We start from the raw sequence: 21,544 nt of genomic DNA, 5'->3' as shown, positions 1-21,544 counted from the left end.
ATGGATTATTAACTAAATAATTATTGAAAAAAAATTTCAGGCCGTTTTTACAGATTTCTTTTTCCTTCTTCCCCACCAGATCATAAAGCCGGTGACTGGTAATGAGGCACATATAAGGCTTACGATGAAAGCAATAATCTTTGTGGGAAGTCCCAGAATGGATCCGACGTGGATGTCGTAGTTGGCACCGACCGTCTTTTCACCGAAATTTTTGTCTTTCATATCGTGGGTGTGAAGCAGTTCGCCGGAGTTTTCGTCAAAGATCAGGCTGCTGCTTTTATGGTAGGAATAGGATAGGTGCTTGACATATACTTCAAAATGCGGATGTTCATGGTCGTCCATATGTTCGTGGCCCAAATCGATAGAGAATCCATAAGAATCCGGATATTTTGCCTTAACGGTATTGCTGATCTTATCCAGGGTTCCTTCTGTTCTTAATTCGATCGGTGCTTTCGTTTTGATCGAAGAGAAGTCAGGATAGGCCGTTTTCCCGCCTGAAAACACAAAGTAAATGGCGCCCTGCACAAAGAGAAAAGCATAGAATAATCCGGTAATGGAAAATATTAAGGCAAAGATAGAAGCATAAAAACCTAAGACGTTATGTAAATCGTAGTTCTTTCTTTTCCAGCTTTTTACATTTTGCCATTTGAAAGAAAGCCGCTGTTTTCGGGCCGCTTTGTTCTTTGGCCACCAGAGAACAATCCCTGAAATCAGCATGATGACAAAAATGATAACCGGAATTCCTACCAGGTAGGTTCCCCACGATTGTTTCAGCAGATAGCTCCAGTGGATCATCTTGACGATCTGGAAGAACCCGTTTTTCTCATTATAAGTCCTCAGAACCTCTCCGGTATACGGATTGACGTAAGCGACTTTATAAATAGGGAATTCGTCGAAATAATTCCAGCCTTCCGGGTTGTGTTCGTACCAGTAGAACAGGTAAGACATTTTCTTGTCGATCGGGATATTTACCCAATGAACGGGGTATTTTTCCTTCACCTGTTTCACCACTGCTTTTTCCAGCATCCGGATCGGAAGGACCTGTTTCCGGTCTATATTCTGCTCGTTGTGGTAGATCACCTCTTTCCGGGTGGCATTTTCAATTTCATCCTTAAAAACATATAATGCTCCCGTAATCGAGATAATGAAAATTAAAAATCCGACCCCAAGACCAAGCCACAGGTGCAGTTTCCCGGTCCATTTCTTAAATGCACTCGGCTTCTTCTTATGATGATGCTTTTTTCTCATATCTTCCTTAAGTCGGGCAAAGATAATATTTTAATTTTTATTTAGAATATTTATAATTAACGAAATTTCACTGGTGCTGCTTTTCTTTTAAAACCAAAAGAAAAACAGTAAAATTCTAGTAGTAAAATGCAAAAGCACAGGGAATTTATTTCTGATAAAGTTCTGATGGAATATGGATAAAATCAGTTTCAGCGTTAAATTCCCTGCGCCTCTGCGCTATTTTAAAAACCGTTAAGGCAGTCTCTAAAATTTATATTCTACCAAGAGGGTTCCCCTCATTCCCAATGCATTCACGAAATCGCTGTCCCGTGCTGTCCACCACGCAATGGCCGGTTGGTAAGATTTATTGAACAGGTTTTCAATTCCTGCAGAAACCTTCCAGCTTTTATTAATGTCATAACTTGACTTAAAGTTGAAAACTGTGTATTCCGGAACCCTGCCTTCGCCATAAGTGTACAATCCCGTTTTGGCGTTCGGCTGGAACCGGTCCTGTCCGAATGCGTGAAGCATATCCAGTCCGACCGATAGGCCATGGATGGGACGTACCTGTACATAAGCCAGGACTTTTGGCGCCGAAATCCGGCTGTTGTTTATTTTGGTTGAATAATCGCCGTCGTCTTTCGGAGAAGTGATTCCTTCCAGCCAGCTGTAGCTTCCTCCGAAATTAATCCACTGTACCGGACTGAAGTGCAGGAATCCCTCAACGCCGTACACTACTTCCGGAGCCCTTTGGATCGTCAGTGAACGGTCCGGACTCTGGATGAAGGTCGCCCCCAGCTTGGAAGTGCTTACGTAAGATGTGATTTCGTAATTCAGCCATTTGGTAATCTGCCCGGTGGCGCCCAATTCATAATTGTTCACGATAATAGGCTTGGTCTCCAGTTTACTGATGGTATCAGCGGTTGAAGTCCTCAGGATTCTTCCCAGCTCATTGATGGAATAAGACTGTGAAAAGCTTCCGAAAAGATTAATCTGAGCATTGAAATTATACCGGAATCCGATATTTCCTACCAGGGCATTATACTCAAGATCACCGCCCTTTACAAAAATACTGTTGGTAAATGTACCGTCGTTTTTGATTGTGGAAAGGGTATTGAAATCGCCGACCTTCACTCTGATGTTTTCATAGCGCAGGCCTCCTTTCAGGATCAGCTTTTTAAATAGATCAATCTTCACAAGCATAAAAGGAGCAATGTTGGTCATATCCATATCCGGCGTCCAGTACCGTCCGTCTTCCAGCTTCTGTACGGTTTTGTCATTTAAAATATCGGCACCGTACAAAACCTCTCCCTGGGAATTTTGGGTATTCCAAAGCTGGGTATCAAAATTAAAGCGGGCCCCTTTTTTCTTTGAAATAACGTTGGACTGGCCGCCGTTCAGAAAGGTATCGCTATATCCGTACACTGTCCTGAAATCCTGCAGGTAAAGGTTGACATTCAATGAGGTCCCTTGCCACAGGTTCCGGTTATCATAGCTGATTTTGAAATTGTGGTTTCTGGGTGTTCCCTGTGGCGTAAGCTCCTGATTTTTGGAAGATCCTTCTCCAATAGTAGGCGTAATGCCGTATTTCCCGGTTTTTAGGCCAAGATCGAGTTCGGATTTTGAAGCATATCCGATGTAGGAAGCTTCTATTCTTTGGTTGTCATTCAGGTTATACCCCAGCTTCAGCATTCCGTTGTAATTGTCCATTTTGGCCGTGCTGTATGTCGGGCTGAGGCTGACGCCGTCGGCATCCTTTATATATCCGGTTCTTTCATAGGCCAGGGATGCGGCATAATCAAATTTTGAAGTAATTTTTCCCGTTAAAAACTGGCTGGCACGGAAACCCAGCGTTCCTCCGTACAACTGGCCGGTAATCCCGACCTGCGATTGCCCGGAAATCCTGCGGTCGCTATTGGCTCTCCTGGTGATATAATTGATAATTCCTCCGTCTGATCCGTTTCCGTAAATGGAAGTTGCTCCTTTGATCACTTCGATTCTTTCAATGACGGATGGATCGATCGACCGGATGTCTCTGGCGCCGTTCCGTAAAGGAGTTGATTGCGGAATCCCGTCGATCAGGACAAGTACCTGCCTCCCTCTGAGGGTCTGCCCGCTGTTGGTGGTTGTTCCTGAACTGGGTGCCAGACTGGGAACGGTATATTGTAAAATATTGCTGATGTCTGAATTGACGGTAAGCTGTGACTGGATCTGCTTCTGGCTGACGATCGTCACCGAGCCCGGTACTTCTTTGATGCTTTCTTTTTTTCGCGAAGCTGTCAGCACCACCTCGTCCACATCTTTCATCTGTAAAGAATCCTTGTGTTGTGCGGTAACGGTAATGGCAGCTAAGGCAGCTGCCGATAAAATGATTTTCTTCATAATGTCTTTTTGATTCCTTTTTTCTTCCTTTTCCCCAGCCATACCAAAAATCCGGTGACCGGCAGTGAGGTGCAGATCAGCCCTGCAATAAACCAGATGATCTTACCGATGATCCCGAAATAAGATCCGGTATGGATGTCGTAGTTGGCGTGGGCATATTTTTCTGCCGTGTTTAGTTCCTGATGGGGTTTATTTATCAATAGTTTTCCGGAATATTTATCAAAAGCCAGCTGGTTTCGTACGGCAAATCTTCCGTCTTCCCCGTAAACCGTTACCGGAATATTGTTTAAGACTTTTCCTTTTTTATTTTTTCCATTCAGTGGGATTCTGAAACTTGATGAGGCAGCATAAAGCAGTCTTGTTTCCTGAGCCGTAAGATCAAAAACCGCGTTGTTTCTCGCAAGTAAGGAATCTGGCGATTTCACTTCCTTTTCTTTCGGCAGTTCTGCTGAGCCGGATAATGCCAGGTTAAAGGTATTCTTCACCCATGGATAAGTAAAGTAAATTCCGGATATGCTCATCAGCAGGGCGATAAAGGATGCGTAAAACCCGAGGATATTATGAAGATCATAGTTTTTACGTTTCCAGGTTTTCACATTTTTCCAGTCGAACCAAAATCTTCCTTTCCGGGCTTTTTTGTTTTTGGGCCACCATAACACAATTCCTGTGATCAGCATGATGATAAAAAGCACTACCGGAATTCCCACCACATATTTTCCCCAGTCGGTTTTTAAAAGCAGGCTCCAGTGAATCGATTTCAGGATAGGGAAGAGGTCATATTTCTCATTGTAAATCCCTAATATTTCACCGGTGTACGGATTTACATAAACCAGTTTGTTGATCTTTACTTCATCAAAATAATTCCATGCTTTTTTATCCTTCTCATAATACAGGAATTCGTAAGCCCTGTTTTTGGCTATAGGAATCTCCACGGAGCTTATGGGATATTTCTCATTTACCTCCAGGGCTACCTTTTCCTTCAGGACTTCAATGGGGAGCGGCTTCTGCGTAGCTGTTTCAGTAGGTACGAACATGACTTCTTTCCGCAACTGATGCTGGATTTCATCCTTGAAAACATACATCGTTCCCGATAATGAAACAATGAAAACGATCAGCCCAACGGACAAGCCAAACCACAGATGCAGTTTGGCAGACCATTTTCCGGCAAAAGAAGGTTTCTTTTTATGATAATGCTTCTTTCTCATGAGAAAAAAGTTAACCTCTGAGGGTTAACTTTAGTTATTTAAAATTTATATCCTATTGAAAGCCTGAAATTCCTTGGTGCTTCTGCCTGGTAGTAGTAATATCCTCCGTAAGCGTAATAGGATCCTGAGTATAGGTATCTATTAAATACATTGAATACATTTAATCCTACTCTGAACTTTGTATTTTCCCAGGATAAACCGGCATCAAATTTTGTATAATCGTTTAGGTTCTGTGTTCCTTCACCACCCCAGTTCCAGGTACTTCTGTCGCCTAAGAATGTCCCTCCGAAAGAAAGCCCAAATCCTTCTAGTGCTCCGTCTGTGAACGTATAGTTTAACCATCCGTTAGCAGTATGCTTTGCATATCCTGGAATTCTCATCCCTACGGGGTTAGCGGCCGGATCGTTAGACTCAGTTATTTTATTTTCTGTAAAGGCATAATTGAATATAGCATTAAACCCTCTGACAATTTCTCCTTTTAGATCAAATTCAACTCCCTGAACTCTTGATTTACCCAACACAATAGAAAACCTCTCTCCTGGAAGATTGTTTGGATCATTAATAAGTTCGTTATTTTTATTAATGTTGTAAAGAGAAAGGGTTGTATTCCATTTTCCACCGAACCAATCTCTTTTTACCCCTATTTCCATATTATCTCCGGTAATTGGGTTTGCACTTCCTCCACTTCTCAGAAAGCCTGCCTGCGGTACAAAAGCCTGATCATATAATGCATATACTGAAGTATTTCCATCTACTGAATAGCTTAATCCTACACGTGGGGTAATTCTGTTTGCTTTTTTATTTGTACCATAGTCATTCTGGCTCACGGTTGTATATCTGGCAGCTAAAGTTACTCTTAACTTATCATCAAAGAAACCTAATTCATCCTGTAGATATAATCCTGTATAATTTTGATTAATAGTTCCTCCCGCACCGGCTCTTTCAGAAAGAGGTCTTGTTTTGTCAAAAGCACGATAACCTGTTGGATTATTAGGTCCGAAATAAGTACCCTGCCCATTGATATCGTAATTATTTGTGTTTACATTATACCAATAACTATAATCGGCAACTGTGTTTCCTGGATCTGTAGCTGTTGCAGCTCTGTAATCACCATTTGCATTAAATTTATCCAGATTGTAACCCTGGCTCCAGTCAGCCATATATTTTTTGCTTCCAAGGTCCAGGCCTGCCAGAATTTTATGCGATACAATCCCAGTTTTTGCATATCCGTTTAAGAAAACCTGTCCGAATTTCATTGTATTATCTGCTTCCCAGTAATTCAATTTTCGAATCATATAACTGTTTTCAAACCGATCTGGCCAGATATCACTTCCCATAGTATATTCATTTACATAGGTTAATTGAGAAGTTAGCTTCCAGTTTTCGTTGAATTTATGTTGGAGATTAATGTTAACGGTATTATTGTCAACTTTCGTAGGATCCAAGCTTGGATCTGTAATTGTATAATTAACGGGTTTTGTTCCATATCCTTCAAAGCTATAAACATAAGCGGAGCCTACTTCGGACATTTTCGCTTTCTGATAGATGTATTCTGCTGTTAAGGTAGTTTTGTCAGATAAATTTACTTTTAAGGAAGGATTGATGATGTAACGGTCGTTAAATTCGTAATCCCTGAAACTGTTTCTGTTCTGAGCCATTAGATTTAATCTGAACGCTACTTTGTCGGTAACTTTTGTATCAATATCTGCCTCACCTCTGTACATATTGAAGCTTCCCATTGTTATTCTTGCAGAACCGTTTAAGGATTGCCCAGTAGGCTTTTTAGTTACGATATTATAAATTCCGCTCGGCTCACCGTTGGACATTAAGAATCCTGATGGACCTTTAATAAATTCGATATGGTCTACAAAAGACATATCCTCAGATAACGGACCCCAGTTTGAAGTTACGTTTACCCCATTCATGAAGGCTGCAGCTCTGGAACCTCTCATGTTTACTCTGGTATACATATCGCCCCAGTGCTCCAGCCTTTGAGCTCCGGCAACGTTTCTTAAGACCCCGTCGCTCATGGTAGTGACCTGCTGATCTTCCAAAGCCCGGTTGGTAATGATTGAAATATTCTGAGGGATTTTGATCAGTTCCTCATCCAGACGGATAGAAGAAGATCCCTCTTTCTCCACATATTTCTTATAATACTTACCGTTTACAACAACTTCTTCGATATCATTCGACTTAATCGTATCTCTTTCCTGGGCAAAGGTTAGCATAGAACTTAATAGCGAGGCGCAGATCAGTACATTTTTCATGAAACTCAAATTTTTTGCAAATATATTGTTTTTAATTATTCTAAATAAATTAATAACTTGATATTTATCATAGATTAATATCTTATGAATAGTAAAAAACCGCTCCAGGTTATCCTGAAGCGGTTTTTGGTATGGTAAAAATTATTATTTCTTATGCCGGAATTTCTCCTTTGTACAAAAATGAAATAATTTCTTTGTTTAATTTATCGATCATTTCGGTGAATAAATGGAAAGATTCCTGCTTATAGATCACCAACGGATCTTTCTGTTCGTATACGGCGCCCTGTGAAGATCTTCTCAAATCGTCCATTTCACGAAGGTGTAGCTTCCAGTTTTCGTCGATGATGGATAAAGTGATATTCTTTTCGAAATCATTGATCAGGCTGTCGCACTGCGTTTCGTAAGCTTCCTTAAGATCGGTAACGATGGTCATCGTTTTATGCCCGTCTGTAAAAGGAACCTGGATCATTCTGAACATCGATCCCTGGTTCTGGTATACATTCTCAATAATCGGGAATGATTTCTCCTTCAGCAGGTTCAGTTTCATCTGGTAATCTTCCTGAGCAGCTTTGAAAAGAATATTGGTAAGATCCTGGACCGTTTTGTTTCCGAAATCGCTTTCCGAAACAGGGGAGCCCATGGTGAAATGCTTGATCACTTCAAATTCAAAATCCTTATAATTTCCATTGGCTTTTCCTTTTGCTGCGATGGAATTGGCCACATCGAAAATCATGTTTGTGATATCGTACTTCAGGTGATCTCCGAATAAAGCATTCTTTCTTCTTTTGTAGATTACGTCACGCTGCTTGTTCATCACGTCATCGTATTCAAGAAGCCTTTTTCTTGTCCCGAAGTTGTTTTCCTCTACTTTTTTCTGTGCCCTTTCAATAGACTTGCTGATCATGGAATGCTGAATCACTTCACCTTCCTTATGACCCATTCTGTCCATCATTTTGGCAATCCTTTCAGAACCGAATAAACGCATCAGGTTGTCTTCCAGAGATACATAGAACTGGGAACTTCCCGGGTCTCCCTGACGTCCCGCTCTACCTCTCAGCTGTCGGTCTACCCGTCTGGAATCATGTCTTTCCGTACCGATAATGGCCAGACCTCCGGCTTCTTTTACTTCTTTGGAAAGCTTGATGTCGGTACCACGGCCTGCCATGTTGGTTGCAATGGTTACCACGCCCGGCTGTCCTGCACCGGCAACGATCTCCGCTTCCTTTTTATGAAGTTTTGCGTTAAGAACCTGGTGTGGGATTTTTCTAAGCTGTAAAGCTTTTGAAAGCAACTGCGAGATTTCAACCGAAGTTGTTCCTACAAGCACCGGCCTTCTTGCTGCCGTTAGTTTTTCGATTTCTTCGATAACGGCGTTGTATTTTTCGCGGTTGGTCTTAAAAACCAAGTCCTGTTTGTCATTTCTTAAAATCGGACGGTTGGTAGGAATTACCACTACATCCAATTTGTAAATTTCCCAAAGCTCACCCGCTTCCGTTTCTGCAGTACCCGTCATCCCCGCAAGCTTGTTGTACATACGGAAATAGTTCTGAAGGGTAACGGTAGCAAACGTCTGGGTAGCAGCTTCAATCTTCACGTTTTCCTTGGCTTCGATCGCCTGGTGAAGACCGTCTGAGTAACGCCTTCCTTCCATAATACGTCCGGTCTGCTCATCAACGATCTTTACTTCACCGTCGATAACCACGTATTCATCATCTTTTTCAAACAAAGTATACGCTTTCAGCAACTGGCTCATGGTGTGAACCCGCTCTGATTTTTCACCGAAATCGGAGAACAGTCTTTCTTTTGCTTCAAATTCTTCCTCTTTGGATAAATTTTTAGCTTCCAGTTCGGCGATTTCAGTTCCGATATCCGGAAGTACGAAGAAATTCGGATCGGAGTTTCCTTGGGACATGTACTCAACCCCTTTATCGGTAAGGTCTACCTGGTTATTCTTTTCTTCGATTACGAAATAAAGATCTTTATCTACAATCGGCATATCACGGTTGTTGTCCTGCATATACTGCGCTTCTACTTTCTGAAGCAAGGCACGGTTTCCGCTTTCCGATAAAAATTTAATCAATTGTCTGTTTTTAGGAAGGCCTCGGTATGCCTGAAGCAATTTGAATCCTCCCTCTTTATTTTTTCCTGCAGCGATTAATTTTTTCGCTTCATTGAATATAGCGGAAACGGTTTTTTTCTGAACCTCAACGATTCTGTCGATCGAAGGCTTCAAAATGTCGAATTCCTGACGGTCTCCCTGAGGAACCGGTCCTGAAATGATCAACGGCGTTCTTGCGTCGTCTACCAATACGGAATCCACCTCATCGACGATGGCAAAGTTCAGCTCTCTCTGCACCAGCTCGGATGGGGAAGTTACCATGTTGTCTCTCAGATAATCGAAACCGAATTCATTATTTGTTCCGTAAGTGATGTCTGAATTGTACGCTCTTCTTCTGCCGTCTGAATTCGGCTGGTGGTTATCAATACAGTCGATCGACATTCCGTGAAACTGGTACAAGGGTCCCATCCATGCGGAGTCCCTCTTCGCAAGGTAATCATTTACCGTTACTACGTGAACCCCTCTTCCCGGAAGGGCATTTAAGAAAATAGGAAGCGTACCTACCAGGGTTTTCCCTTCACCGGTTGCCATCTCGGCAATTTTTCCACTGTGCAGGATTACCCCTCCGATAAACTGAACATCATAATGTACCATGTCCCAGTTTACAGGGGTTCCGGCAGCATCCCATGAGTTTTTCCAGACTGCCTGATCTCCCTGAATTTCTACAAAATCTTTTCCGGCAGCAGCCAATTGTCTGTCCCAGTCGGAAGCCGTTACACGGATTTCCCCATTCTGTGCCCATCTTCTTGCGGTTTCTTTTACCAAAGCAAAAACTTCAGGAAGGATCTGGCCCAAAACTTTTTCTTCAATTTCATATGATTCTTTTTTCAGGGCTTCGATCTTCGAGAAAAGGGCTTCTTTTTCATCCACATTTTTCGAATTCTTAATCTGTTCCTGGATCTGTTCTATCTGAGCTGTGATTTTGCCGGTTGCAGATTTAATATTTTCTTTAAACTCAGCAGTTTTTTCTCTTAAACCGTCATCAGACAATTGCTGAATCGCCGGTTCAACAGCTTTGATTTTTGTTACAACTTTTTTTACTTCTTTTAGGTCCTGCGCTTTTTTGTCTCCCAAAAACCCTTTTAGAACTTTGTTTAAAAAACTCATAAATTTTTTGCTTTATGCTTAAAAGAATAGCCTTTAAGCGTTGAAATAACACTTAACGTGTAAAAATGATATATAAAAAAGGGCAAAAAAAGCTCTAAGCATGGCCTAAAGCTTATTGCTTTTTAATTAATATTCGTCTTCGTTCCAAAGATAATCTTCGTCCGTAGGGTAATCGCTCCAGATTTCATCAATCGCATCATAAATTTCTCCTTCATCTTCGATGGCCTGAAGATTTTCCACTACTTCCATAGGGGCACCGGTTCTGATGGCATAGTCGATAAGTTCTGCTTTAGTCATTGGCCAAGGTGCGTCACTTAAGTAGGAAGCTAATTCTAATGTCCAGTACATAATTTTTTAATTTTTGCAAAAGTATAAAAAACACTTATATTATATGCTTTTTTATACCTGATTTTCAATTCTTTTTATTAATTTTTGTTCACTGTAAGCGGCAGGGGTCTTTGCAGGCCTCCTGTGGCGTACTAGAGGTCATTTTCTCAAAAACCATTCCACAAATTTTTTTATGCCATTTTGGAAGTTTGTGTCAGGTTTATAGCCGATTAATGTCCGTGCTTTTGTAATGTCAGCATTGGTTTTCAGGACATCTCCGGGCTGCATTGGCAGATTTTTCCGGATGGCAGATTTTCCGACGGCGTCCTCTATGGCGGCCAGCATATCAGTCAGGTTAATTACCTCACTTTCTCCAAGATTAATAATTTCATATATCCCGGAATTGTTTTCCAGATACCGGATGGATCTCAGGATGCCGTCGACAATATCATCGATGTAGGTATAGTCTCTGGCTGTGGTACCATCCCCGTAGAAAGGGATTTCCTGACTTTCGGAAATCAGCCGGGTAAATTTATGGATAGCCAGATCGGGCCTCTGGCGGGGTCCGTAGACCGTAAAGAACCTCAGTTGGATCATATCGATTTTATACAGGTCATGATAAACATGTCCTAAAATTTCGCCGCATCTTTTGGTAGCGGCATAGGGCGAAATAGGATGGTCTACATTATCGGTTTCGGCAAATGGCACTTTTTCATTGTTTCCGTAAACACTTGAAGAAGAAGCACAGATGAATTTCTTAATATTAAAATCCCGGCAAAGTTCCCAGAGGTTCATCGTTCCCCTTACGTTCACTTCTTCATATTCCAGAGGCCTTTCGATGGAAGGACGCACTCCGGCAAGCGCTGCCAGATGGATTACGGCATCGATCTGATGTGCTTTGAAAATTTCCTTCAGCCCGTTCCTATCGCGGATATCCTGATAATAAAAACGGTAATGTTCTGACTTTGAAAGAAAAATTAATTTATTGATGTCTTGTTCCTTATCCGAATATTCAAAATCCGAAAAATAAAGGATAGCCTCTAAAGTATTTTGAATCTTTATACGATAATTATAGAAATCGTCAAAATTGTCAACGTTTATGACAGAATGTCCTTTTTTCAATAATTGTTCTGTTAAGTGAGAACCAATAAAACCGCTTCCGCCGGTGACAAGATAATTCATCCGTATGTTTTTCGTGCTACAAAAATATAAATTTACTTCGGGAAAAATATAATCATTAAATTTACTTAAAAAAGTAATATAAAATTAATATGCAGTTTCAAGGGCAAATTTTAAAGATGACGAGCTTCCACGACAAGCCGATTCAATATTATCTCAATCTTTCGGGTGATCTGATCCATATGAACGAACTTTTCGGGAAGGAACTTAGTATAAGGCATACCGGTTATCAGTGCGTACACTGCCATGAAGATAAAACCATCTACCGGATGGGTTTCTGTAAAAACTGTTTCTTTGAGAGCCCTTACGCCAGCGATACCATCATCCGTCCGGAACTTTCTACCGCCCATCTCGGAATTGCGGAACGGGATTTGGATGTAGAAAAACAAATTCAGTTACAGCCTCATACGGTTTATCTGGCTTATACGGGAGAAGTAAAAGTAGGGGTTACGAGAAATACGCAGATCCCGACCCGGTGGATCGACCAGGGTGCCACTTTTGCCCTGCCGATTGCCAGAACCGAAAACCGTTATGAAGCGGGAATGATCGAAGTTGCCCTGAAACAGCATGTTCCGGATAAAACCAGCTGGAAAAAAATGCTCCAGGATGATTTTGAAGGAGAAATAGACTTGGCCGATTTTCAGCAGAAGATAAAAGAGTATTTTCCTGAAGATTTTCAGAAGTTTTACAGCGAAGGTGAAAACCTCTGGACCTTCGACTATCCTTACGATAAACCGGAGAAAGTAACTTCCTTTACCCTGGATAAGAAACCGGAGTTTTCCGGAAAGTTAACCGGGATCAAAGGGCAATACCTGGCATTTGACGGGGGGCATTTTATTAATGTAAGAGGGCACGAAGGCTATGTAATTGAATTGAGTATAACGAATTAACCGGATCTCAAATTAAACCAGATCACAAATTATGAAAAAATGGGTCAGAAAATTATTAATTAGCCTCGGAATTCTGTTAATCATTATTTTACTGGCGAATTTCGGGCTTAATATCTGGCTTAAGACCCAGCTTCCCAAATACGTTAAAAACAATACCGATTATAAAATCTCCTACAAAAGTCTGGAGGTTGATCTGTTATCGGGAAACATTCTGTCAACAGGAATTACCGTTAATAATAAAAATCCCCAGAACATCAATGTGATTGGTCTCCAGGGAACAATGGACACCCTGAAGGTAAGCCGTTTTGGGATCTATAATGCTTTCTTCAATAAACAGATCACCTCATCGGATTTACTGCTTTCAAAACCCAATCTGAATGTAATTCTTGCCCGGCCAGTTGATACCAGAACAGGAAAGAAGAGAAATCCCTTTCTGTTTGAAAACATCAGGATCAACGAAGGAAATATCAGTGTTTTCAGGTATACAAAACAGAAATTCTTTTCAGTAAAAGGCCTCAGCCTGTATGTGGAAAATCTCCAGATGACGGAGGAGGGCGTTCAGGACAAGCTGCCCGTTGTATTCGATCAGTACAGCATAAAAGGAACGGATTTTTTCTTCCGTCCGGATGATGTTTACGCGTTGCAGATCGACAGGGTTGAAACAAACAACGGACAGATGTCTATTAATAAGTTTCAGCTGACCCCGCTTGTCACTTTTGAGCAGTTTAAAAAATATTATCCAAAAAAAACTCAGCTTTTTCAGTTCAATGTTGAAAGAATACAGTTTAAGGATATTTTACTGGCAAAAAATAAAATTTCTTTAGCCAATGCCAATTTTTACAATCCCGATCTTTTTGTATATACCACCAATGCCGTTCCTATTAAGGCTAAGAAACCGCTTAATTTAGAACTGAACCTGCAGGATATCCGGTTAAACAATGCTACGGTACAGGTGATGAAACCTGACGGCAGCAAGCTTCTGTATGTCCATAAGGCCAACCTGAATATCAACCAGCTTCATTTTGATAAGGAAACCCGTGAAGAACTGATCCCGGTAGGATATAAGGACTTTCAGTTTTCAGCCCGGGATATCCTGTACTCCAATCATCAGGATTTTAATGTAGAAAGCTTCACTCTAACACCAAAAAAGGGAGAACTTAAAACAATATCCGTAGTTCCGAACGGTTCAGCCGATGGAAAGACATCCATGGACCTCACGGTGGATTATATAGGGTTTGCCATAAACCAATGGGATGTTGCCGATAAAAAGATGAACCTCGATATTAAAGAAGTGCTGGTCGACCGGGTAAAAGGAGGTATCAAAGCTGGAGGAGCAAATAGCAAAACCGATAAGCAGGGAAATATTAAAGGAATTCAGTTTCCTATCAATATCAGGAAAGTAACGCTTAGGAATTCGGATATTACCTATGACAAAAACAACCAGCCGTTAACTTTAAATCACCTGAATGCAACGGTTAATGATATTCAATTGAATGCTAAAGAGAGCCGGCCGGGAATGGAAGTAAGAATTAAGAGCTATACGGTAACTTCCGATAATTTTTTATATAAAACCCGGTTTTACCGCATGACTGCCGGAGCTCTTAAGGCGGATCAGAATACCGTCAATATTTCCCGGTTTGCCATGAAGCCTCTCGTTTCGAGAGCACAGTTTATCAAAATGATACCGGTGGAAAGAGATTTGTACGATATTAAAGCCGCACAGATTACGGCCAACGGAACCTGGGACCTGTTTTCTGATCAGAAGTCCATCAATGCTTCCAATGTTACCATTCAGTCGGCGGATGCCAATATTTTCAGGAGTAAAATCCCGGCAGATGATCCTAAAGAAAAACCGCTGTATTCCAGGCTGCTGAGATCCATTAAAATACCAATGGTCGTTAATAACCTTAATCTGAGAAATTCCCAGCTGGTCTACGAAGAAGATACGCCGGAAAGTGCAGGACCGGGAAAACTGACGTTCAGTAATTTTAATATGAATGTAAAAAATCTGAATTCTGCCAAAATGAAAGGCAAACCGACCCGGGTTGACATTAAGATCAATTGTTCCTTTATGAACCTGGCGCCACTTTCCGTCAACTGGAATTTCGATGTAGCGGACCAGAGGGATATATTTACAATTTCAGGACGTACAACCAACCTTCCTGCAAGAGGCATTAATCCTTTTATCCGGCCTTATCTGCATGTAACGGCTACGGGTACCATTCAGGAGATGCTTTTCAATTTCAGGGGTGACCCGAAAGGGCTGAACGGACGTTTTAACCTGAAGCATAAGGATCTTAAAGTCGCTATTTTAGATAAGGAAAACCGTGAGAAAAAGGGCTTTTTAACGGCTGTTGCCAACCTTCTGGTGAAATCCGATTCCGGGAAACTTCCTGAAGATGCGGAAATCGAAGATGTGGAAAGGGATCCTACCAAATCCTTTTTTAATATGTTTTGGAAAGGAATCGAGCAGGGGTTGAAAAAAACACTGATCGGGATTAATATTGATACGTCTAAAAAAGGAAAGGATGATGAGGGGGCTGCAACGACAAAGTCGTCCTTAAAAGAAAGGGTAACCAAAAGCAGCGGAGCACAGGAAAAAGAAAATGCTTCACAGCCGGTAAAGGAGAATGAAAAGAAAGGTTTCCTGAAAGGAATATTCAAGAAAAAAGAAAAATCCGGAACTGAGTAATTCCGGATTTTCTATATAAAGGATACGTTTTGCTGCTATTCAAAGTCAAATTCATGACTTTCCAGGATGGGTACTGCTCTTAAAAATTTATCAAAGTCTTCTCCCGGATAATTGCTTTCTGCACCGTAAGAATCAATAATCATCCCGATATTTCCGGTGTCATCTTTTACCACGTATAAAACCGCATTATCATCAGGAGCACTTGGTCCCTCAAAACGGTAGGTCTTAACAATGGTTAATTCATCCGGCTGATAAATCTTTTCAGAATTCTCGAATTTCATTTCACAGTTTTCATTCATCCTGAACTCGCGGTGAACGCCTCTTTGGGCCAGTTTAGTCATTACCTGGCTTAATGTAGTCATCTTATCAATATTTCCTGTACTGTCCATAATAATTTTTTTCTGTAAAACTGCAATAATTAAACCATTGCTCCGCAAAGCATGGTATTCCGTCCTGATTGAATGGATTAATGAGTAATACGATGTGTTAACAAAATTTATAATATAGACGGAATGTTGGGTATACTTTTTGTAATAGCTACTCATACATAAATCAGACAACATATGAAAAAAGAAGTCGGAGTTTTGCTGGCAGGAGGAGTGGGTCTTTTGGCAGTATTAAGTATCATCGGAATAAAGAAAATATTACACAGAAAAGATAAAAAATACAGTGATGCCTATTCTGATTATTATCGTCATTTTGAAGGAAAAAACTACGATGATGATGATCATGGCATTGAATTCTATGCATTGAAGTAGTTACAAAATATATCCTTATCATGTAGATCCGGCACTATCACAGTGTTGGATTTTTTTGTTACAATTTTTAACAATAAAACATTCATTTTCCGGAAATTACCGGTTAATTTTACAGTTGGAATGCAGAACGGAAATATCATAAAAGGTCAGGGCGCACAGCGAAATGTAATCAACCGTTTCGAGAGGTATACCTATGAGCCTGAAGATGAAGATTTCGAAACAGTAAAGACTTCATTTACCGAAGTATTCCCAAAAACAATCGTCAATCAGGTAAAAAGCGGAGATCTGCCGATGGAATATTCCATGAATCCGTACCAGGGCTGCGAGCATGGCTGTTCGTACTGTTTTGCAAGGCCCACTCATGAATACTGGGGCTACAGTGCCGGGATTGATTTTGAAAGAAAGATCATGGTAAAGAAAAACGCGCCGCAGCTGCTGGAAAAATTTTTTCAGAAGAGAGGTTACCGGCCGGCACCGATTTTACTTTCCGGAAATACCGATTGTTACCAGCCGGCAGAACGGCAGTTTGAGATTACCCGGAATCTCCTTCAGGTTTGCCTGGATTACCGGCATCCCGTTCATGTTCTTACCAAAAATGCATTGGTGCTGAGAGACGCAGATCTGTTAAAATCCCTGGCAGAGCAAAACCTTGTTTCGGTTTCACTGAGCATCCCGACCATCAACGAAGAGCTTCGGAGAAGAATGGAGCCCCGCACGAGTTCTACCAGGAATAAATTAAAAGCTATTGAAATCCTTTCCGAGAATAAAATCCCGGTAAATGTAATGGTGGCACCGGTTATTCCCGGGTTGAACAGTGATGAACCGCTGTCTGTCTTAAAAGCTGTTTCTGAGGCGGGTGCACAAAGTTTCGGGTATACATTGGTAAGGCTGAATGATTCAGTAGAGCCGGTATTCGTCAATTGGATCGAACATGCTTTTCCGGACCGCGCCCAAAAAGTTTTAAACCTGATCCGTTCAATGCGTGGCGGAAAATTGGGTGAGAAAAGATATTTCGACCGGCAGAAAGGAGAGGGAAATATTGCCGAAATGATCCACAATACATTCAGAATCGGCAGGAAAAAATTTTTTGACGGAAAAGACTTTCCGAAACTTTCAACCCAAAACTTTACGGGAGCAAAAGATCAGCAGCTGAGATTGTTTGATTAGTTTCTTTTTTTCAGATAAAAAATAAACCGCTCCCAAAGGAACGGTTTTATCATGTGCAGATGAGATCTACAGCTTAGATCGAATCATCCGGGCATTTGAAATCATCGCTGCAGGTTGTGCAGATAACGGTATTGCCACAAGCATATACACAGAATTCCGGCTCTTCGATCCTGATGCCCCCGGCTCCTTTAATGTTTTTTAACTGGCTTTTGTCTAGTTTTTTTAAATTTTTCATATTGTTTGAGTTAAAAATTTGATACTATGGCAAAGATAGTCAAAAATTTAATAAATCAAACTGGTGTGGTATATTTTGTTTCTAGACTTAATATAAAATTCATATTAATGTGAATAAATTGAAGTAAAAGTTTGATACTTACCACAAAAATATTTATTTTTAGAAAAAATAGCGGAATCCGAAAAGCTGAAAGAGTAGGAGTATCAAAATCAGTAACTATGAAAAATTTCAGAAAACTTTCAAGAGAAGACAAGAAGAGCATTTCTGCAGGAGCACCACCTGCATTTTGTTTTGAAGGCGACGGCCCCGGAACGGGAGGCTGCGGTGCAGGAGAGATCTGTTCCGGCGGAAAATGTGTTCCTTATTCTCCGGATCCCGGTGGCGGTGGTCCCGGAAATCCTGGTGGCGGTATTACTTATACCTGTATCTGTCCGTGGGGAACAGTGGTTCAGACTACACCATGCCCTGAATTTTATTGTATTACAGGATAAGGTCTGAAAATTTATCCTGAAAAATTCATGTAAACTTTATAAAATAAACCGGGCCCAAAGGCCCGGTTTTATTTTATTTTTTGATCAGTCCCAATTCGATTAATCTTTCATGCAGGAATTCTCCTGCCGTTGTATCTTCGTACAGCTTCGGATGATTTTCATCCACACAGTTTTCAAGCGCATTTAATGACATGGAACTTACCGGGTGCATAAAGAACGGAATGGAATATCGGGAAGTTCCCCACAATTCTCTTGGCGGGTTTACCACACGATGAATGGTAGACTTCAGTTTGTTGTTGGTATGTCTTGAAAGCATATCCCCAACATTAATCATCAGTTCGTCCGGTTCTGCGATCGCATCGATCCATTCACCTTTATGGTTCTGAACCTGAAGACCTTTTCCCTGTGAACCCATTAATAAGGTAATTAAGTTGATGTCTCCGTGAGCCGCTGCTCTTACCGCATCATCCGGTTCCTCAGTGATCGGCGGATAATGGATCGGTCTTAAAATAGAGTTTCCTTCGGCAATCTTGTCATCAAAATAAAATTCATCAAGACCCAGATACAGCGCCAATGCCCTCAGTACATACTGTCCTGTTTTTTCCAGCATCTGATAGGCTTCTTTGCCTACTTCATTAAACTTTGGAAGTTCTTCAACGATCACGTTGTCGGGATACTCGTCTTTGTACTTAGAATCTTCAGACACGTATTGTCCGAAATGCCAGAACTCTTTCAGGTCTCCCTTTTTAAAGCCTTTTGCCGTTTCTTTACCGAAGCCGACATAGCCTCGCTGTCCGCCGATTCCCGGAATCTCATACTTCTGTTTTGTTTCCGTAGGCAGTTCAAAAAAGTTTTTTACCTCTCCATACAATTCCTCTACCAATTCGTCATCAAGAAAATGGCCTTTTAAGGCTACAAAACCAATTTCTTCATAAGCTTTTCCGATTTCATTTACAAATTTCTGTTTGCGTTCCGGGTCACCCGAAAGGAAATCACGCAGGTCTACACTAGGTATTTTGTCCATTTTTAGAAATTTACGAATGGCTAAATTACAGATTTTTAAATTAATTATTTTAATGATAAGATACACAAAACTCTTAAAAAACATTCAGGATTAGATTCTTGATAATCTTCTAATTTTATTTAATATTTATAAATTAATTTCCAGAATATTTTTCCTTCAGCTTTTTTTGTTCTTCTAAATACTGATTCTTTTCTTGAGGAGTCATAAGCATGAATTTTATTTCTCTAATTTCTTTCGTAATTTTTTTTAATTCATCAAATTTAAATTGATTATTGGAGATGTATACATCGGCTTCCTGCTTAGTTTGAAAATTAAAATTTGCAAGTAGTGTTGAATATTCTTCTTCTCTTTTTAGAAGATTTTTCAATTTATTTTTTAATTCTTCTTTATTTTCCATATTAATTATTTTTCTACAAGTATAACTCTTTTTATAGGTACCCAAGGCTCATATGGATTTGGTGCAAATCCAACTTCTTTAACAATGAATTTCGTATTAGATTTAAATAAAACCTCTCTCTCTATCTTTAATGTTGAGAGGTCTTCAATCAATCTGCCATTTTTACCTTCAATACGTAATAATAGGGTTGCGCCTCTATGTTCAATACCTCTCTCAATAGCAGTTTCTGAATAAGTAGTTGAAGTAAATTGTTTATTTTCAATTATATTGCCAACCTTATATATTTTTGTAATTTGTTCTTCAGATAACGTTTCAATTCTATACAGAAGTTCATTTGATTGATATTTTGGTAATTTATCTAAGGCTTTATTCATTAGTTCCTTCTGTATTTTAAATTCTTCAGTCATTTCAATTTCTCCTCGTAATGCTTTGTTAAAGTTTTTATAACCGGCATTTGTAGTATAAAATCTTAAGATGGCTTCTTCTTCCAAAGATAAATATTTTGCCATATACCTTGTGCTGGAAAGCTCAACTAATATTTTTTGAAAAGCTGGATTTTCTCCTAAAACCTTTAAATATTTAGAATACCTCAATTTTGAAGCTAAAGAAGAAAAACTTCTAAAAGCAGTTGCTTCAAACTCGGGTAACAATCCGGCCACAATATTTTCTAAAACCGTCCATCGGTCTTCATCTAATTGTTTTTCAGTAAAGTAATTAGCAACAATTGTCGGTATAAAATAATTTTCCTTATTGTCTGATATTTTTAATGGAGCAAAGGCATCATTTATACCCAATGTTTCAGAACTACTTTCTGAAGGTGCTTGGTTTCCATTTTCATAAGAATGAATAGTAAAACCGACTTCAAATTTCTTCTCTTTTTCTAAAAAACCACTCCAATAAACAATTCTGTTTTCAACAACACCATTTTTTAATGTGTCTTTCATTTTGAGATAATAAGAAATTGCAGTTTGATAATCAGAATCATTCCATGTATTAATTCCCACTTTTGTTAATGCAATAATAAAATCTTCAAAATATTTAGCTTTGAGCTTACCTAGAACTTTTCTTACTACCTCAAGGTTATTATTAACCTGCGTACTCCACCAAATACTTTTCTTTACACCTTTTAACAGATTAATAACTGAAAAGTTTTCATTAGTCCCAGAAGTATCGATAGCTTTTTCAGATAGAGATACAAAATCTTTCCAAAGCATTTCATCTGTAAGAGTTTCCAACACAAAATCAGGAATGTTTTCATATAAAGAATCAATAATATTAGGGTTACCTTTTGCAGCTGCAAAAAAATCTCGATAATAGCGGATAATAGATTTTTTTATTGATTCAACACTATAATCCCCTTTGACAATTCGTAAAAACTCTATAAATGTGCTTACATCGGATGTAAATAGTTTAATAGCTACATACTCATCATTTAATTTAAAGTCAGCAGGATTGGAGGTCTGTTTGGTTATAGCATCTTGAAATTTCTTATCTTCTCCGTCCTTATAAATAAAGTTTAGATTATAAATGACTCTATAATTGTCAAAATAGATTCCAAAATTGTAAGAATTACTTAATAGATTCTTTCTGGTATTCAATTTTGCCAAGTCAAAAGTTGCCTGAATTTCTTGCTCTCTTTTTTTATATACAAAAGGTTTATTATTTCTAGTATTGCTAAGTACAGGAATACCGAATGAAGAAGAGCCTGCATAAATAGTTTTGTTTTCTAAGAGGTAAATTTCAGGATTAAATAAAAATCCTTCTGTCAACCCTAATTTTTCTTTCAAATGTTCTGCAAGGAGTTCATAATTAATTCCTCCGGTATAAAAATCCTTAGATAATTCATCATAATCTTTTGTTGTAGGTTTGTAAAAAGCGCTATTTTTTCCAAAAGGTGTACTTAGCGCATATTCATTAGAAATTTCATCAAATGTTTTGGTGGTTCTTATTTCTGCGAAAGGGTCTTTTCCTTCACCTAATATTCCTTTTTTTAAATCATCTATGGAAATGATCTTAAATTCAGAGAGATCATCCCTCCAATCATCATCAAATAATTTTTTCATAAGCTGTACTTTTA

17 protein-coding genes are annotated in these 21,544 nt (G+C 39.7%); 5 read left to right on the top strand and 12 right to left on the bottom strand.

What is annotated here, in order from left to right; all coding sequences use genetic code 11:
• Window positions 1-36 precede the first annotated feature (36 nt).
• The 7 genes from FY557_RS13020 to FY557_RS12990 form a co-directional block, all read right to left on the bottom strand.
• The gene (locus tag FY557_RS13020) at window positions 37-1,248 is read right to left on the bottom strand and encodes a PepSY-associated TM helix domain-containing protein (protein ID WP_149247681.1); all 1,212 of its coding nucleotides are present in this window, start codon (window positions 1,246-1,248) and stop codon (window positions 37-39) included.
• A gap of 243 nt (window positions 1,249-1,491) precedes the next feature.
• Complete coding sequence (locus tag FY557_RS13015) at window positions 1,492-3,609, bottom strand: TonB-dependent receptor (RefSeq protein WP_149247680.1); 2,118 nt, start codon at window positions 3,607-3,609, stop codon at window positions 1,492-1,494.
• Window positions 3,606-4,814 carry a PepSY-associated TM helix domain-containing protein gene (locus tag FY557_RS13010; RefSeq protein ID WP_149247679.1) on the bottom strand — a complete coding sequence of 403 codons (1,209 nt, stop codon included), beginning with the start codon at window positions 4,812-4,814 and terminating at the stop codon, window positions 3,606-3,608. The genes FY557_RS13015 and FY557_RS13010 overlap by 4 nt, the downstream gene beginning before the upstream one ends.
• A gap of 38 nt (window positions 4,815-4,852) precedes the next feature.
• Complete coding sequence (locus tag FY557_RS13005; RefSeq protein WP_149247678.1) at window positions 4,853-7,081, bottom strand: TonB-dependent siderophore receptor; 2,229 nt, start codon at window positions 7,079-7,081, stop codon at window positions 4,853-4,855.
• Between the two features lie 151 nt (window positions 7,082-7,232).
• A complete protein-coding gene (secA, locus tag FY557_RS13000) occupies window positions 7,233-10,307 on the bottom strand; it encodes a preprotein translocase subunit SecA (protein ID WP_149247677.1) in 3,075 nt (1,024 codons plus the stop codon).
• 126 nt (window positions 10,308-10,433) lie between these two features.
• Window positions 10,434-10,655 (bottom strand): DUF2795 domain-containing protein, encoded by a 222-nt coding sequence (locus FY557_RS12995; protein ID WP_027382805.1) that lies wholly within the window; start codon window positions 10,653-10,655, stop codon window positions 10,434-10,436.
• A 138-nt stretch (window positions 10,656-10,793) separates the two neighbouring features.
• Window positions 10,794-11,816, bottom strand: coding sequence for a GDP-mannose 4,6-dehydratase (locus tag FY557_RS12990; protein ID WP_149247676.1), 1,023 nt, complete (start codon window positions 11,814-11,816; stop codon window positions 10,794-10,796).
• Window positions 11,817-11,905: 89 nt separating this feature from the next.
• Here FY557_RS12990 and FY557_RS12985 point away from each other — a divergent pair, with 89 nt between their 5' ends.
• Both FY557_RS12985 and FY557_RS12980 read left to right on the top strand, forming a co-directional pair.
• Window positions 11,906-12,703, top strand: a complete 798-nt coding sequence (locus FY557_RS12985; protein ID WP_149247675.1) for a DUF2797 domain-containing protein — start codon at window positions 11,906-11,908, stop codon at window positions 12,701-12,703.
• A gap of 31 nt (window positions 12,704-12,734) precedes the next feature.
• Window positions 12,735-15,395, top strand: a complete 2,661-nt coding sequence (locus FY557_RS12980; protein ID WP_149247674.1) for a hypothetical protein — start codon at window positions 12,735-12,737, stop codon at window positions 15,393-15,395.
• A gap of 35 nt (window positions 15,396-15,430) precedes the next feature.
• On the opposite strand, the gene FY557_RS12975 is transcribed toward FY557_RS12980, so the two are convergent.
• The gene (locus FY557_RS12975) at window positions 15,431-15,784 is read right to left on the bottom strand and encodes a hypothetical protein (protein ID WP_149247673.1); all 354 of its coding nucleotides are present in this window, start codon (window positions 15,782-15,784) and stop codon (window positions 15,431-15,433) included.
• A gap of 174 nt (window positions 15,785-15,958) precedes the next feature.
• On the opposite strand from FY557_RS12975, the gene FY557_RS12970 reads away from it, so the two are divergent.
• Window positions 15,959-16,153, top strand: coding sequence for a hypothetical protein (locus FY557_RS12970; protein ID WP_149247672.1), 195 nt, complete (start codon window positions 15,959-15,961; stop codon window positions 16,151-16,153).
• 120 nt (window positions 16,154-16,273) lie between these two features.
• Window positions 16,274-17,320 carry a PA0069 family radical SAM protein gene (locus FY557_RS12965; RefSeq protein ID WP_149247671.1) on the top strand — a complete coding sequence of 349 codons (1,047 nt, stop codon included), beginning with the start codon at window positions 16,274-16,276 and terminating at the stop codon, window positions 17,318-17,320.
• Window positions 17,321-17,393: 73 nt separating this feature from the next.
• Here the strand turns inward: FY557_RS12965 and FY557_RS20135 are convergent, their stop codons facing one another.
• A complete protein-coding gene (locus tag FY557_RS20135) occupies window positions 17,394-17,555 on the bottom strand; it encodes a bacteriocin-like protein (RefSeq protein ID WP_185151721.1) in 162 nt (53 codons plus the stop codon).
• Between the two features lie 218 nt (window positions 17,556-17,773).
• Between FY557_RS20135 and FY557_RS12960 the strand changes: the two genes are divergently transcribed.
• Entirely contained in the window at window positions 17,774-18,046 is a 273-nt protein-coding gene (locus tag FY557_RS12960) for a bacteriocin-like protein (protein ID WP_149247670.1), read from the top strand.
• Window positions 18,047-18,119: 73 nt separating this feature from the next.
• On the opposite strand, the gene FY557_RS12955 is transcribed toward FY557_RS12960, so the two are convergent.
• From FY557_RS12955 to FY557_RS20380, 3 genes are all read right to left on the bottom strand, one after another.
• On the bottom strand, window positions 18,120-19,070 hold the full coding sequence (locus tag FY557_RS12955; protein WP_149247669.1) for an isopenicillin N synthase family dioxygenase: 951 nt from the start codon (window positions 19,068-19,070) through the stop codon (window positions 18,120-18,122).
• A gap of 133 nt (window positions 19,071-19,203) precedes the next feature.
• Complete coding sequence (locus FY557_RS12950; protein ID WP_149247668.1) at window positions 19,204-19,467, bottom strand: hypothetical protein; 264 nt, start codon at window positions 19,465-19,467, stop codon at window positions 19,204-19,206.
• Between the two features lie 5 nt (window positions 19,468-19,472).
• Window positions 19,473-21,530, bottom strand: coding sequence for an ADP-ribosyltransferase (locus tag FY557_RS20380; protein ID WP_228451785.1), 2,058 nt, complete (start codon window positions 21,528-21,530; stop codon window positions 19,473-19,475).
• Window positions 21,531-21,544: the final 14 nt, after the last annotated feature.

The organism is Chryseobacterium sp. SN22, from assembly GCF_008329705.1.
GTDB lineage: Bacteria > Bacteroidota > Bacteroidia > Flavobacteriales > Weeksellaceae > Chryseobacterium.
This window is presented reverse-complemented; position numbering and strand designations above follow the sequence as displayed.